The following is a 14,377-nucleotide window of genomic DNA, read 5'->3' as shown; positions in this document are numbered from 1 at the left end:
AGGACATCATGCGCTGCCTCAAACGCTTCGTGGCCCGCGAGGTCTACCGGGCCCTGACCAGCACACCGACCGAACGAATCACTCAAACCGACCTGGCTCCAGCGGCTTGACAGCCATAGGAGCATCCAGGGCATCCGCCGAGGCCCTGGCCCGGCACGGCGTCGACGCCCAGGACCTCGCCCTCCTCACGGCGCTCGCCGACACCGCCCCGCTGCCCCAGTCCGGGGCCGCACACCACCTGGGCCTCGACCGCACCACCCTGTCCGCGCTGCCGGACGGCCTGGAGGACCACGGCCTGGTACGACGCCGCCGCAGCCCCGCGGACCGCCGCCGCAACCTGATCGACCTCACCCCGGCGGGCAGGGAGTGCCTGCGCCGCGCGCAGGACGCCCACCGGGCTGCCGAGACCCGCTTCCTCGCCGCCCTGGACGAGGACACGGCGGCCACCCTGATCCGCGCCCTGCGCCGGCTCGCCGCAGCCACCCCTCCCCACTGACCGCACGGCACAGATACGCAGGTGAAACGCACTGCGAAACCTTGGTATGGTTGTGCGTGTCGCCGCGGGGGAACACCCCCGCGACCGACGCACACCTCGTCCGGGTGGCGGAATGGCAGACGCGCTAGCTTGAGGTGCTAGTGCCCTTTATCGGGCGTGGGGGTTCAAGTCCCCCCTCGGACACCAGCAAAAACCCCAGTTGATCTGGGGTTTTTCTGTTCTTGCCGCTGACGCGCGACGGGCGGGTGGGTCGCTTCCGCCGCAGCGGACCCCCGCATTGTCGGACCCGGCCGACGGCGGCCCGCGCCCACCACGACCTCACCGGCGAGACCGACGCCCGACGCCGTCGACCCCGGCCGCCTCGCCGAGGCCGCTCTGCTGTCCGCCGAACCGCAAGCGGACGTCGCCGGTGCGTGCGAGGCGCTACGAGCCCTGGGCCGGGCCGCCCTCCGGCACCGGCCGGCGGCGGCTCAGCCGGCACCGAGTTCCCGGCGCAGCATCGACAGCACCTCCGCGACCTCCTCCGCCACGTCGTGGCCCGGGCCGTGGACGAGCAGCACGTCCTCGTACAGGACCTCGAGACAGGCGAGCGCCTCGTGCGGCTCGCCCTGTCCCAGGAGCAGCATGCCGATGTCGCGGCGCAGCTCCACGGCCGCGTCGCTGACGTCGCTCTCCACGGCCCGCTCCACGTCGAGCACGGCTTTCAGCTCCGCCAGCGCCTCCGTCACCTGGCCCAGCTCCCCGCGGCAGCGGGCCGCCTGGGCGCGGCAGTCGCGGGCCTCCTCACCGGTGGGCCCGTTGATACGGCCGTACGCCTCCGCCAGCGCCTCGAACTCCGCCAGCGCCGCCCGGTGGTCGCCCGCCAGCTGCCGACTGATCGCGCGCCGCCGCCGCAGCCGCAGCACGGCCTTGTTCTCCGCGCCCAGCGCCCGCGCCAGCGGCTCCACCATCTCACCGGCGACCTCCGCTGCCTGCGTGTAGCGCTCCTCCGCCATCAGCGCGATGTACTGCCCGTCGACCTCCCGCAACCGGGCCCTCAACAGCTCCCGGTCGGGCGGCGACATCACCTGCCCGGCGTCCTGACCGGCCGCCGCCGCGTCCGCCGCCGGCCGCGGGAGGCTCTGCGCGCGGGCGCGCGGCGCGTACGGCCGCCGGTACAGGCCGGTCGGGTCCGGCGCGCCCGGCGGCCCGGCCTCCCCGAGCGCGGACGACTCCCCGGGCGCCGGCAGGAACGGCACCAGCCGGTCGTACACCTCCTGCACATCCGCCGGCCGGGCCTCCGGCGCCTTGCGGAGCAGATGCAGGACCAGCGCCTCCAGCTCCTCCGGTACGTCGGCCCGCAGCCGCCGCAGCGGCGTCGGCGCGGCCCGCACATGCCGCTCCATCAGCTCGAAGTCGCTCCCCGCGCCGAACACAGGCTTGCCGCACAGCAGTTCGTGCAGTACGCACCCCAGCGCGTACAGGTCGGTGCGCGGCGAGACCCGCGTGCCGCGCACCTGCTCAGGCGCCATGTACCGGTGTGTCCCGATGGGCCGCCCGGACGCCGTCAGCCTGGTCACATCGGTCCGCAGGATCGCCGCCACACCGAAGTCCAGCACCTTCACCGTGCCGTCCCGCGTGACCAGGACGTTCGACGGCTTCAGGTCCCGGTGCACCACGGGCACGTCGTGCGCGTACGACAGCACGGTCGTGACCTGCGCGGCGACCGCCACCGCCCAGCTGACCGGCAGGGGCCGCTCCTCGCTCACATACCGGGTGAGGGGGACACCCTCCACCAGCTCCATCACGAGGCACAGATGTTCGTGACCTCTGTCGAGCACCGCGTCGTACACCTGCGGCACGCCCGGATGCCGGACACGGGCCGTGACCCGCGCCTCGCGCCGGAAACGCCGCTCCAGCTCCTCCGTCAACTGCGGGGTGGCGGCCACGGCCTGCGGCCGGATCCGTTTCACCGCCACCGGACGGTCCAGCACGGCGTCGTAGCCCCGCCACACATCGCCCATGCCGCCGTGACCGAGCGGCTCCAGCAGCTCGTAGCGGCCCGCGATCGGTCTGTCCGGCACCTTTCCCCGCACCGCGTCCTGCCCTCGTGCTCGCCCGTCCGCCGAGCCACGTCGATCGCGGCCAGTCTCCCCGGAAAGCGATCACCACGTCCAGCAGCATCCTCTGCGGGGACGCACCGGACAGGCCGCATCAAGCCACCGGCGCCGACGGCGGCCCGATCCGCACCGTGTACTCGGCCCACACCGTCTTGCCCGGCCCCTCCGGGCGCGGCCCCCACCCCCACCGGTCGGCCAGCGCATCCACCAGCAGCAGCCCACGCCCTCCGGTGCCGTCACCGCCGGCACCCTGCGCGGACGCGGGCTCGGGAAGCCGGTCGCCCCGCGTGTCGGTGACCTCGGCACGGACGGTCAGCGCCCCCGAGCCAGGCACGGTGAAGGCGAGGAGATGGACGCGGAAGTCCCGCCCGGAGACATGGCCGTGCGTGACGGCGTTCGTCGCCAGCTCGGACACGAGCAACGTCAGCACATCGTGCCCCTCACCGCCGTACGGCACCCCCCACGCGTGCAGCCGCTCCGCGCACAGTCGGCGCGCCAGCCGCGCACCTCGCGGCGTCGAGCTGAAACGGAGGGTGAAGCAGGCGTGCACGGGGGTCGCCGGTGCGGGTTGTTCCGTTCGGTTCATGCACGCAGAGTCGCCGCGTGTGGCATACGGTGACCAGGGGCGGCGCGCTCACAGGGCGGGGCGTACCTGGGGGCGGGGTCGGTGTACGGGGTCGTACGCCGCATGTGTGAGAAGTGGGGTGCGGAGTTGAGCGAGAACGGCGAAGTACCGGAGCAGCGGCGCAACGATGACGGGGGCGGCCGTGGGCTGCTCGGGGCATTCGGGCGACAGCTGAAGTTGATGCGGATCCGGGCGGGACTCGACCGTGCGGAGTTCGGCCAACGCGTCGGGTATTCACCGGACACGATCGCGTCGTACGAGCAGGGGCGCCGGGTGCCGCAGCCCAAGTTCATCGAGCAGGCCGACGAAGTGCTCGATGCGGGTGGGGTGTTGATCGCTCTGAAGGACGAGGTCGGCCGGGCACGCTTTCCACTCTTCTTCCAGGATGCCGCCAGGCTCGAAGCGAAGGCGTCCGCGCTGAACGTGTATGCCGTATACGCCGTACCGGGCCTGTTGCAGACCGAGGCCTACGCCCGAGCGGTCTTCCACATGGAACGCCCTCTCCTCAGTGATGAGGCGATCGAGGAAGGGCTTGCGGCGCGCTTGCAGCGGCAGGAGGTCTTCAACCGTCGGCCGGCACCGCTGATGAGCTTCGTCATCGAGGAAGCGGTCCTCAGAAGGCCGCTCGGCGGAGCGCAGATCCTGCGGGAGACGCTGGAGCACATCCTGCTCGTCGGGCAGGCCCGGAACGTCGAGATCCAGGTCATGCCGACTGCACGAGTCGACCACGGCGCGCTCGGGGGCCCCTTCACCTTGATCGACACTGATGACGATCAACGAATCGCGTACGCCGAAGTGCAGGACCACAGCCGTCTGCATACAGACGCCAAGTATGTACGTACGCTGGAAGCACGTTATGGCACTCTCCGCTCACAAGCGCTGACCCCGAGCGAGTCGGCAGCGTTCATCGCGCAACTGATGGGAGAGACATGAACGCCCAGCGGACCGAGCCGTCTGTAGGCGATGTTGCATGGTTCAAGAGCAGCTACAGCACGGGCAACGGCGGTGAATGCGTGGAGGTGGCCGCCGCCCCCGGCGCCGTACTGGTCCGCGACTCGAAGGCCCCCGCCGGACCTGTCCTGTCGCTCGGGCCGAGGGCCTGGTCCGCGTTCGTGGAGCTGGCCGCGCGCGGCTGACGCCGACCGGCGCGCCCTGGGGCACCGGCACCGTGCGGGTGCCCCAGGCGCTGTCAGAAGTCGTCCAGGCCCTCCTCGCGTCGGATCATCCGCCAGGCCGCGCGGCGGGCGCTGCGGTCGAGGTTGGACTTGAAGTCCCGGTCGGTGCCGAAGTACCGCTTGCCGAGCGTGTCGATGGTGGAGACATGGTCCATCATGTTCTCCTCGAACTTCTTGTCGAAGACGACGCCGAAGTTCTCCTCGTCGTTGACGAGGGCGGCGGCCCGCACCTTCGGGTCTTTCTTCGTGGCGTTGAAGGCGGGGAGGACGTCCTCGTCCGTGAACTCGGTGCCGAACTTCGCGTTGAACTTCTCGATCAGTTCGGACAGCAGTGACTTCTCGGCGTCCTTGGCGCCGCCCACGCCGTCGCCGAACCCCTCGAGTTCTGCGGGGCCGTCGGGCAGGAGAGACTTGTCGTGCTCGCCGGTCTTCTCCACGCGCAGGTGACTGAGGTCCACCTCCCCTATGTCGACGCCGCCGTCGGCGAGGCGAGGGAGCCGGTTCAGCAGGTATCGGCCGTAGAGGTGGAGCCGTTCCAGATCGGCGTCCCGGTAGGGGACGATCTGCGCGAGGAAGCCGTACTTGCGCACGTAGTCGTTGAGGTGTGCCCGGAACTCCTCGGCCGTCTCCACGTCGTCCTCGTCGTCGCTCTCCAGGAGTGCGGTGAAGCGGGTGACGGCGGGGGAGAGGAGCCGGTACAGCTCGGCGTGCAGTTTCTCCCACTTGGCCTGCGAGCCGGCGGCCTTCGACTCGGCCTCGATGTACGCGGTCACGAACCGGTCCATGTCCTGCTCCGAGATGATGGGCGCGGACATGACGCGGCTCTGGGCCGTGTAGAGGAGGTTCGGGTCGGAGGGCAGGGTGTGCGCCTCCTCGAAGTACGGGCGGAACGCGTCCTGGATGTCCTCGGCCTCGTTGACGAAGTCCAGGACGGCCAGGTCGGCCTGTGCCTTGCGGTCGGCGGTCCGGTTCAGCCTGGACAGCGTCTGCACGGCGGCGATGCCGGTCAGCGTCTTGTTGACGTACATCGTCGTCAGGAGCGGCTGGTCGAAGCCGGTCTGGTACTTCTCGGCGACGACGAGGATGCGGTACTCCTGCTGCCCCCGCCCGCCGGCCTTCGCGGCCCTGTCGTCGGCGCGGGTGTACGCGAAGGCCTTCGGCAGCGCGCTCTCCGGCAGGCCGCCGTTCTCCTTGCTCTCGGTGGTCTCCTCGCCGTCGACGGTGAGGGAGCCGGAGAAGGCGACGAGGACGCCGAGGTCCGGGTATTTGGTGTCGTACCCGACGTCGGCGATGTAGCTGCGGACGGCGCGGGCCATCTGCACGGCGGACTGCCGGGACGCCGTGACCACCATGGCCTTGGCCCGGCCGCCGAGCCGGCCGCGGGTGTGCCGCACGAAGTGCTCGACGATCACCTGGGCGTGCTGGGAGACCGTGTGTTCGTGCAGCAACGCGAACCGGGCCAGCCGGCTGTTCGCCTTGGACGGATCGACCTCCTTCTCGTCGCGGTTGAGGTTCGCGAGCCGCCAGTACGTCTTGTACGTGACGTAGTTGCGCAGCGGATCGAGGATGAAGCCCTCCTCGATGGCCTGACGCATGGAGTACGTGTGGAAGGGCCGGTAGACGGGCTTGCCGTTCTCCACCGCCTGTGTGCCGAACAGTTCCAGCGTCTTGGCCTTCGGGGTGGCGGTGAAGGCGAAGTAGGAAAGGTTGGACGCCTTGGAGCGTTCGACCGCCTTCGCCTTCAGCCGGTCCTCGACGGTGAGCGTGGTCGCGCCCTCGTCGTCCGAGTCGGCGTCCAGCCCGAGGTCGCGCAGGGCCGATCTCACGGCGGTGGCCGCGTCGCCGGACTGCGAGGAGTGCGCCTCGTCCACGATGATCGCGAAACGGGTGCCCTTGATATCGGTCGGGTTGCGCTTGATGTAGTCCAGCAGCGCCGGGAACGAGTGCAGCGTGACCGTGACGATCTTGCCGGTCTCCCGGGACAGCGCCCGGGCGAGCTGCTCGCTCTTCGCCCCGTGCTTCTCGTCGACCTTCACGACCAGGCCGTCCGTCTGCGAGAAGCTGCCGACGGTCGCCGACAGCTGCGCGTCCAGAGCGCGGCGGTCGGTGATGACGACGACTTTGTCGAAGACCGGCTCGCCCGGCTTGATACGGCCGTCGGCGAGCGCGTCGGGCCGCAGGACGGCGGGGTCCCGGCGGGCGTGCAGGTCACTGAGGCGGTGGGCCAGCCACCCGATGGTGTTCGACTTGCCGGACCCGGCCGACGCCATGATCAGGTAGTTCTGGCCGGCGCCGTGCACGGACGCGTGCGCGGTGAGCCTGCGGACCACGTCCCACTGATGGAAGCGGGGGAAGATCGTCGTCCTGGTGGTGCCGCCGCCGGGCGTCTTCTCCTTCTTCTGGTGGACGAACCGCTGGAGCAGATCCAGCCAGTTGTCCCGCTGCCAGACCTGCTCCCAGAGGTAGGAGGTCGCGTATGTGCCGGGGGCGGTGGGGGCGGGGTTGCCGGCGCCGCCGGGCCGGCCGGGTCCGTTCGAGCCGGTGTTGAACGGCAGGAAACGGGTCTTCGTGCCGCGCAGTTGCGTGGTGACGAAGACCAGGTCCGGGTCGACCGCGAAGTTCACGATCACGCGGCGCGTGAAGATCAGCTCGGTCGGGTCCCGGTCGGTGCGGTACTGCTCCTTCGCCTGCTCGACGCCCTGGCCGGTGAGCGGGTTCTTCAGCTCGGCGGTGGCTACGGGGATGCCGTTGAGGAACAGGGCCAGGTCGAGGCGGTGCCCCCGGTCGGCCTGCTTGGTGGCGTACGGCAGTTCACGGACGACGGTGAGACGGTTGGCGCGGTAGCCGTCCAGGACGGACTCGTGGGGGACCAGGTTGGGCTTGAAGTACGCGACGCGGACACGGACCCCGCGGTCCTTCACACCGTTGCGGAGGACGTGGAGGAGGCCGTCGTCGGCTATGGCCCGGTCGAGGCTCTTCACGAAACCACGCTCGGTGTCGGCGGAGTTCCCGCCGTAGTGGGCGAGCAGCTCGCTCCACTCCTCGGGCTGGGTGTCCTCGATGAACCCGAACAGATCCCTGGGGCACAGACCGAGGCCGGCCTCGTACAGCTCCGGGCTCCCCAGCTGCCAGCCGCGCTCGCGGAGGGCGGCGACGATGGCGTCACCGAAGGCGGACTCGTGGTACACGGGGCTCACGCGGAGACTCCTTCGGTGAGGTCGCGGCCGGTCGCGGTGGAGACGTCGAACCGGCCGGTCACGGCGGCGGTGATGAGGGCCTGGCGGCGTTCGTTGAGCAGTTCCGCCTGACGGCTCATGGTCGAGCGCAGCGTGCGGATGCGTGCCGAGTACGTGGAGAGACCGTCCGAGATGTCCCGCTGCGTGGAGAGCGGCGGGAGGAGGAAGGTGAACCCGCCGATCTGATCACCGCTGAGATGCGGAACGGAGACACCGGTCAGCTCGCCCTCCACGGCCTGGCGGAACCTCGACGACCGAAGACTCCAGTAGACGTACCGCATGTCCACCTCGGCGGACTTGGGCCGAAGGCACGCGACCCGTTGCAGCAGCAGCGCGGGCAGATCCTTCCGGGAGATGAAGGTCATCCGCATGCCGCTGGAGATCCACGGGCGGTCCATGCCGATGACCAGATCTCCGTCACGCAGATGAAAACGCTGAGGTGTGGGCGTCTTTTCCTCGTCCCACCGCACGGTTTCGTCCCATGACGTCTCACCCGCGGAGACGTTGATGCCGCGAAGGAGCCGGATACCGCCGCTGTCCAGGAAGCCTTCGCTGGGAAACGCGTAGCCCGGAATGACCTGGCACAGGCGGCTCACCCTGCCGAGCCCCCACTCCGCACCGCCGGAATCGACTCCGAGCTTCTCGAGGGTTTCGGCATCGCCGGCGGTGGCCCCGTCGACGAGCTGATCCAGCATGAGACTGAGCAGCACGGCCTGGGCTTCCCGTGCCTTCCCGATGCGGTCCATGCGGGCGGTCTCGGCATCGAGGAAGTCGGCGATGCGGCGCTGCTCCTCCTTGCCGGGGAACGCCCAGCGCGACGCGAAGAACGCCCCTGTGTCCAGGTTCTGGATGCCGGTGGTCTGCTTGATCGCGGCCTGGGTCAGTCCCTGCCCGTATGCCGCGGCGAACACGTAGGTCAGGAACCTGGAGTCGACGTCGGCGGACGGCTGGACGCGCGCACAGAAGTTGGAACTGACCGCGGCTTCGGTGCCGGTGAACAGCACAGCCATGCCCACGGGTTGCTTCTCGCCGCCGCCGGACTTCTCGAGCACGAGGTCACCGGGGCGCAGCAGGTGCTGAGGCAGCGCCGACGGTTCCACGTGGCGCAGCGGCGCGTTCGTGAGGTCCGCGCGACGGCTCACCCGGTCGAAGTCGGCGGCTCGGACGCAGCGGACGTTGTCACCGTCCTCGACCGGGTCACTGCCCCAGGTGCCGTTGGCCGAGGAGGCGACGAGGTTCTTCAGACGCCCACGAGTCCAGTGAGCGGGTGCCGAGCGAATCCACTGATCCGCGCCCGTCATTGCGTCACCTCGCCCAGCAGCCCCTGGATCTCCGCCTCCAGCGCCTTCAGCTCCGCGTCGATCTCCGCCAGCGGTCGCGGTGGCGTGTACACGTAGAAGTGCCGGGTGAAGGGGATCTCGTACCCGATCTTCGTCTTGCCGTGGTCGATCCACGCGTCCGGCACATGCGGGTGCACCTCGCGCGCCAGATAGTCCTCGACGTCCTCGTCGAGCGGCACGTTCTCGTAGTCCCGCAGCTCCGGGTCCGGTTCGGGCTCGCCCTTGACGCGCTGCTCCTCGCCCTCGGGGTCGCGGACGCCGATGATCTCGCGCAGGGCCTTGTTGAACGGCGCTCCCGTCGGCCATGTACCGCCGGCCTGTACGACCGCGTCCTTCAGCGCGAGCCAGGCCTCCTGCTTCGTGGCCCAGGTCGAGCCCATCAGCGACTTGAAGGCGTCCGCCAGGTAAGCGGCCTGCGGCAGTTTCTGGATCGGCTTGGACGCCTCCAGCGCGGCCAGCGCCTTCTGTGTGATCTCGAAGCGCAGCTTCAGCGGGCGTTCGACGGTGATGCGCCGGTAGCCGAAGTCCTCGTTGCGGAAGACCTTCACCTTGCCGTGCAGCGGGTGGTTCGGGTCCTTCGCGACCTGGAGGGCCTCGCCGTACAGCTCGACGACGGTGGCGATGTGCTCCTTGCCCAGCTCCTTGCGCTTGTCGCCGAGGGACTTGCGCATCTTCCGCCACTGGTCGCGGGCGTCGAGGAGGACGACCTTGCCCTTGTGGTCGGGGCTCTTGCGGTTGGTGAGGATCCAGAAGTACGTCGAGATGCCGGTGTTGTAGAAGAGCTGGTCCGGCAGGGCCACGATGCCTTCCAGCCAGTCCTTCTCCAGAATCCAGCGGCGGATCTCCGACTCGCCGGAGCCTGCGGCGCCGGTGAACAAGGGAGAACCGTTGAAGACGATGGCGATGCGGGAGCCGCCTCCGCCGTTGACGTCCACCGGCTTCATCTTCGCGATCATGTGCTGGAGGAACAGCAGCGAGCCGTCGTTGATGCGGGGCAGGCCCGCGCCGAAGCGGCCGGCGTCGCCGAGCTGCTTGTGCTCGGCCTCCACGTCGTCCTTGACCTTCTTCCACTCCACGCCGAACGGCGGGTTGGCCAGCATGTAGTCGAAGGTCTTGCGGGCGTGGCCGTCGTCGGAGAACGAGTTGCCGAAGGCGATGTTCTCCGGGTTCTGGCCCTTGATCATGAGGTCGGAGCGGCAGATCGCCCAGGACTCGGGGTTGAGTTCCTGGCCGTAGACCTCAACCGTGGCGTCCTTGTTCATCTCCGTGATCAGGTCGTCCATCGCGGAGAGCATGCCGCCCGTGCCGCACGCCGGGTCGAGGACCGTACGGACCACGCCGGGCAGATGCAGGGCGTCACCGTCGGGGGCGACGAGCAGCCGGACCATCAGCTGAATGACCTCACGCGGCGTGAAGTGCTCACCTGCGGTCTCGTTGGACTGCTCCGCGAAACGCCGGATCAGCTCCTCGAAGATGTAGCCCATGTTGTGGTTGGGCACGGTCTCGGGGCGAAGATCCAGGTCGGTGAACTTGCCGATGACCTTGTACAGCAGCCCCGCGCTGTCCAGGCGCCTGATGTGCTGGGCGAACTCGAAGCGGTCGAGAACGCTGCGGGCGTTGTCGGAGAACGCGCCGATGTACACGGTGAGGTTCTTCGCCGCGTTCTGCGGGTCACCGGCGATCTTCTTCAGGGTCAGGCGGGAGGTGTTGTAGAACGAGTGGCCCGCGGCCCGGCGCAGGAAGCGGTCCGGGTCGATGTCGGTGTCCTTGTACTGTTCCGCGATCTCCGCGACCTCGTCGCGGGTGGGTTCCAGCACGCACTCCAGCCGCCGCAGCACCGTGAACGGCAGGATGACCTTGCCGTAGTCGGACTGCTTGTAGTCCCCCCGCAGGAGGTCGGCGACGGACCACGCGTGGTTCGCCAACTCCGTGTGCTTGCTGCTGTTCAAGATTTCTTCCGTTTCCCTTCCGGGGATGTCACGGACGACTGGACGACTGTCGATGCGCGGCGGGAGGGGGACACATCAGGGCCCCGTCCGCCGCGTGGGGGACACGCCGCTACGACGACTTCGGCACCAACTGCCCGCCCGTGAGCCCCCCGCTCACGAGCCGCGCCACATCCTCGGCCGCGTCGCGGGCACGCCGCGCCTGCTCGCGCAGGTGCTCGACGTGCCGGAAGGCGGCGCCGTACCGGCGCTGCTCCTCCAGCGGCAGCAGCGGTACGCGCAGCCGGCCGGGCGTGACGTGCAGGGTGGAGCTGCCGGTGGAGGCGCCGGCGAGGTTGGCCTCGGAGCTGAGGAAACCGAGGAGGAACCAGGGGTCCAGGCGTGCCGGGTCCGGGCGGAACAGGTGGACGCCCGCCCCGAGGAGGGCGCCCGCCTCCGCGTCGCCCGCGACGCGGGCCATGGGGCCGCTGCCGCCGACGAGGCCGCGTACCAGGACGTCGCCCTCGGCGATGACGGGCATCTGCTCCGCCTGGGCGTCGGACGCCTGCCCCGTCGGCCCCGTGCCGGTGTTGATGTCACGGCCGGTCAGGACCGGGCGCCGGCCCGCGCCGGCGGTGTCCGCGTCCCCGCTGTCCGGTTCGGCCTGCTCGGAGCGCGGCGACACCGGGACCGTGCGCAGCACCTTCAGCGCGCCGCCGCGCGCCAGGTCCGACACGGTCGCCGTACGCCACTCGCGGGCCCTGGCGCCCGCCGCGTCCCACAGCGCCGTATCGGCGAGCCCCGCCACCGCGCGTACCGCCTCCGCCAGCCCTTCGCGGGCCGTCGCGGCGTCGCGGGCCAGCTCCTGCGGGTCGATGTCGGCCTGCGAGGCGCGGACCTGCCGGGCCGGGGTCACGTCCACCACGTCGTCGAGCAGGTCGACCACGCCGACCGCCCGCGCCACACCGGCCCGCGCCTCGAAGCCCTCCGGGTTCTCGGCGTACGCCGTCCACGCGGACACGATCTGCTCCGTGACCCGCGCCCAGTCCACCGGCCCGGAGCGGCCCGCGCCGCGTCCCGGTGCCGGTGCCGACGGTTCGGCGGCCGTGTCGACGAACAGGACCGTCCGGGGGGCGGGACGCATGGGGTCCGGGCGTTGCAGCACCCACACCTGTAGCCCGACGTGCAGCGGAATGGCCGCGCCCGGCGGCAGCGACGCCACCGCGCGCAGCGCCCCGCTGCGGATCAGCTCGGAGCGGATACGGCGGCCGGAGGAACGGGACGCCGTCGCCGGAGGCAGCAGCAGCACCGCGTGGCCGCCCGGCTCCAGATGCGCCAACGCGTGCTGCACCCACGCCAGTTCGGACTCGGCGCGCGGCGGGAAGCCGTAGGCCCAGCGCGCGTCGTAGGCCAGCTCGTCATGGCCCCAGTCCCGGTCGCCGTAGGGCGGGTTGCACAGTACGGCGTCCACGGTGAGGTCGGGGAAGGCGTCGGCGCGCAGGCTGTCACCCGTGCGCACGGTGACGTGGGTGCCGTCGTCGGCGGTCAGGGTCAGGCCGACCGCTGTGCGGCGCGCCTGGACCGGAAGGCTGTCCTGCCCGTACAGCTCGCGTGCGCCGCGTGCCGCCGCGGCCGTCAGCAGGGTGCCGCTGCCGCAGGCGGGGTCGAGGACCCGGGCGGGGGAGCCCGGCACCAGCCCGGCCAGGAGGTCCGCGAGCGCGGTGGGCGTGCGGTACGCGCCGCTGGCGGCACTGTCCTCCAGCTCCCGCTCCGCGAGGACACCCAACGCCGTCTGCGGGCCCTCGTCACGGACGCAGAGCAGCAGAGCGCGCAGCACGGGGGCGTCGGCGGGGGTGCAGTGGACCGGTTCGGTGTCCGGTACGACGTCCGCCGCCTCGGCCGCCGCGTCGCCGGCCCGCTTCACCAGGTCGTCGTCGGGCAGCGCGAGCAGTGCGGTCAGGTCGTCTGCGGGGCGGCGGGCCGCGGCCAGCACCAGCAGGAGCAGATCGGACGTGCCGGCGTCGGCGCGCTCACGCAGACGCAGGGTCGTGCGCAGTTCGGCACTGGGTGTGGCCGCCGTGTGCTGGCCGCGCGAGGCCAGCCAGGCGCGGACCTCCTCCAGGTCGTACAGGGGACTGCTGTCCGTACCGCCCGAGGGCGCGGGGAAGTCGTCGTGCCGGCGCCGCCAGTTGCTGACAGTGGCGCGCGTGACCCCCGCGATACGGGAGATCTCGGCGGCTGTCACCTGGGCGGATGGTGCGGGTGGCTGCGGCATGGCGTGTCCTGGCTCCGATGTTGTCGGCGTGGTCACACCCTACAGCACGCGTCAACTCGTGCAAGCTGATGGACAATGCTTTCACGTTCGTGCTTACATGCTCATGCTTCCGACGGTGAGCGTCTGCCCGCCGTGTGAAGTGTCATCTGTCCTGCCACAGCCATGCCTTCGCCGGCTCGGCCCGCCCGGCCGTCCTTCTCTCGTCCCCGCCCCGGCGGAACGGGAGGAGACATCGCCGCTCAGGGGTTCTCGCGGCTGTCGCTTCTCCGCGTCCGGTGACCGGCGTGGCCCTCGTGCCCGCCGCCGGTTTCCGCCCCTTTCCGACCGAACACTCACTCCATCGACTCAAGGAAAACGACCTGATGAACCACCCGAACCTGTCCGGCACCGCGCTCGCTCCCGCCCCGTCCGCCCCGCGCCCCACCGCGGGCCGGCCCGTGGCGCCCCTGGCCCGCGCCCGCCGGACCCTCCTCGCCCTCGCGGCCACGGCCGTCGGCCTCTCCCTGACCGCCTGCTCCGACATCGGCGGCGGCGAGACGGACAACACGCCGAAGAACGCCACCGTCAGCGCCTCGCAGGACAGCCGCGCCGGGGACAACGCCGCCGACTCCGACGACGCGGCCGGCTCGCAGGACGACGCCGGCGGCGACAGCTTCACCGTCGCGCTGGACAAGACCGCCACCTGGAACAACGGCGTCAAGGCCCGCCTGGGCGGCTTCAGCCGGGGCACGTCCGGCGAGTGGGCCGCCCCGTCCGGCACGGCCTACCTGGCCTTCTCCGTGACCGTGGAGAACGGCTCCAAGAACGCCCTGGACCTGAACATGATCAGCCTGTCCTGCCCGGACGGCGGGGAGGAGATCTTCGACTCGGAGGCGGGCTTCGGCGGCACCCCCGACAAGCACCTGCTGCCGGGCAAGTCGCAGACCTGGAAGCAGGCCTGTGCCTTCCCGAAGACCGCCAAGGACGTCCAGATCGAGATCACCCCGGCCGACACCTCCGCCACCGGCTGGTACCGCACGGCCATCTTCACCGGCCAGGTGAAGTAGGGCCCGCCCATCGGCGCCGGGTCCCGGCGGGTGCCGTCGCCGTCCACGCGTGCCGGACGGCCGGGGCGCCGGCCGCGTCCTGCGGTCGGTCCCCGGGTGCCGTCGCCGTCCACGCGCGCCGGACGGCCGGGGCGCCGGCCGCGCCCCGTGGCCGGTGGCC

Annotated in this window: 10 protein-coding genes and 1 tRNA gene; 5 read left to right on the top strand and 6 right to left on the bottom strand. The window is 70.8% G+C overall.

The features are described 5' to 3' along the window. The first annotated feature begins 106 nt into the window (after positions 1–106). Entirely contained in the window at positions 107–496 is a 390-nt protein-coding gene (locus tag MTQ10_RS18695) for a MarR family winged helix-turn-helix transcriptional regulator (RefSeq protein WP_247469529.1), read from the top strand. Between the two features lie 98 nt (positions 497–594). Further along, a tRNA-Leu gene (locus tag MTQ10_RS18690) sits at positions 595–682 on the top strand. A 284-nt stretch (positions 683–966) separates the two neighbouring features. Here the strand turns inward: MTQ10_RS18690 and MTQ10_RS18685 are convergent. Together MTQ10_RS18685 and MTQ10_RS18680 are read right to left on the bottom strand one after the other, a co-directional pair. After that, positions 967–2,559 carry a serine/threonine-protein kinase gene (locus MTQ10_RS18685; RefSeq protein ID WP_247469528.1) on the bottom strand — a complete coding sequence of 531 codons (1,593 nt, stop codon included), beginning with the start codon at positions 2,557–2,559 and terminating at the stop codon, positions 967–969. Positions 2,560–2,689: 130 nt separating this feature from the next. Beyond that, on the bottom strand, positions 2,690–3,181 hold the full coding sequence (locus MTQ10_RS18680; RefSeq protein WP_247469527.1) for an ATP-binding protein: 492 nt from the start codon (positions 3,179–3,181) through the stop codon (positions 2,690–2,692). Between the two features lie 102 nt (positions 3,182–3,283). Between MTQ10_RS18680 and MTQ10_RS18675 the strand changes: the two genes are divergently transcribed. Both MTQ10_RS18675 and MTQ10_RS18670 read left to right on the top strand, forming a co-directional pair. Beyond that, a complete protein-coding gene (locus tag MTQ10_RS18675; protein ID WP_374117633.1) occupies positions 3,284–4,153 on the top strand; it encodes a helix-turn-helix domain-containing protein in 870 nt (289 codons plus the stop codon). Next, on the top strand, positions 4,150–4,356 hold the full coding sequence (locus MTQ10_RS18670; protein ID WP_247469525.1) for a DUF397 domain-containing protein: 207 nt from the start codon (positions 4,150–4,152) through the stop codon (positions 4,354–4,356). The genes MTQ10_RS18675 and MTQ10_RS18670 overlap by 4 nt, the downstream gene beginning before the upstream one ends. 53 nt (positions 4,357–4,409) lie before the next feature. Here the strand turns inward: MTQ10_RS18670 and MTQ10_RS18665 are convergent, their stop codons facing one another. From MTQ10_RS18665 to MTQ10_RS18650, 4 genes are all read right to left on the bottom strand, one after another. Continuing rightward, the gene (locus MTQ10_RS18665) at positions 4,410–7,592 is read right to left on the bottom strand and encodes a type I restriction endonuclease subunit R (protein WP_247469524.1); all 3,183 of its coding nucleotides are present in this window, start codon (positions 7,590–7,592) and stop codon (positions 4,410–4,412) included. Continuing rightward, entirely contained in the window at positions 7,589–8,932 is a 1,344-nt protein-coding gene (locus MTQ10_RS18660) for a restriction endonuclease subunit S (RefSeq protein WP_247469523.1), read from the bottom strand. The genes MTQ10_RS18665 and MTQ10_RS18660 overlap by 4 nt, the downstream gene beginning before the upstream one ends. Beyond that, complete coding sequence (locus MTQ10_RS18655) at positions 8,929–10,920, bottom strand: type I restriction-modification system subunit M (protein ID WP_247469522.1); 1,992 nt, start codon at positions 10,918–10,920, stop codon at positions 8,929–8,931. Before MTQ10_RS18655 ends, MTQ10_RS18660 begins: the two co-directional genes overlap by 4 nt. A gap of 109 nt (positions 10,921–11,029) precedes the next feature. Beyond that, positions 11,030–13,171 (bottom strand): N-6 DNA methylase, encoded by a 2,142-nt coding sequence (locus tag MTQ10_RS18650; RefSeq protein ID WP_247469521.1) that lies wholly within the window; start codon positions 13,169–13,171, stop codon positions 11,030–11,032. 362 nt (positions 13,172–13,533) lie between these two features. On the opposite strand from MTQ10_RS18650, the gene MTQ10_RS18645 reads away from it, so the two are divergent. Further along, positions 13,534–14,217 carry a hypothetical protein gene (locus MTQ10_RS18645; RefSeq protein WP_247469520.1) on the top strand — a complete coding sequence of 228 codons (684 nt, stop codon included), beginning with the start codon at positions 13,534–13,536 and terminating at the stop codon, positions 14,215–14,217. The last annotated feature ends 160 nt before the right edge of the window (positions 14,218–14,377 follow it).

Source organism: Streptomyces sp. XM83C, from assembly GCF_023072675.1.
GTDB classification, from domain to species: Bacteria; Actinomycetota; Actinomycetes; order Streptomycetales; family Streptomycetaceae; genus Streptomyces; species Streptomyces thermocoprophilus.
Note: the sequence above shows the minus strand (reverse complement) of the source record. Positions and strands in the feature narration are given on the sequence as shown.

Coding starts and splice junctions, on each gene's coding strand:
- MTQ10_RS18650 (WP_247469521.1), bottom strand. CDS start 13,171: ATGCCGCAGCCACCCGCACCATCCGCCCAGGTGACAGCCGCCGAGATC.
- MTQ10_RS18660 (WP_247469523.1), bottom strand. CDS start 8,932: ATGACGGGCGCGGATCAGTGGATTCGCTCGGCACCCGCTCACTGGACT.
- MTQ10_RS18645 (WP_247469520.1), top strand. CDS start 13,534: ATGAACCACCCGAACCTGTCCGGCACCGCGCTCGCTCCCGCCCCGTCC.
- MTQ10_RS18680 (WP_247469527.1), bottom strand. CDS start 3,181: ATGAACCGAACGGAACAACCCGCACCGGCGACCCCCGTGCACGCCTGC.
- MTQ10_RS18670 (WP_247469525.1), top strand. CDS start 4,150: ATGAACGCCCAGCGGACCGAGCCGTCTGTAGGCGATGTTGCATGGTTC.
- MTQ10_RS18675 (WP_374117633.1), top strand. CDS start 3,284: ATGTGTGAGAAGTGGGGTGCGGAGTTGAGCGAGAACGGCGAAGTACCG.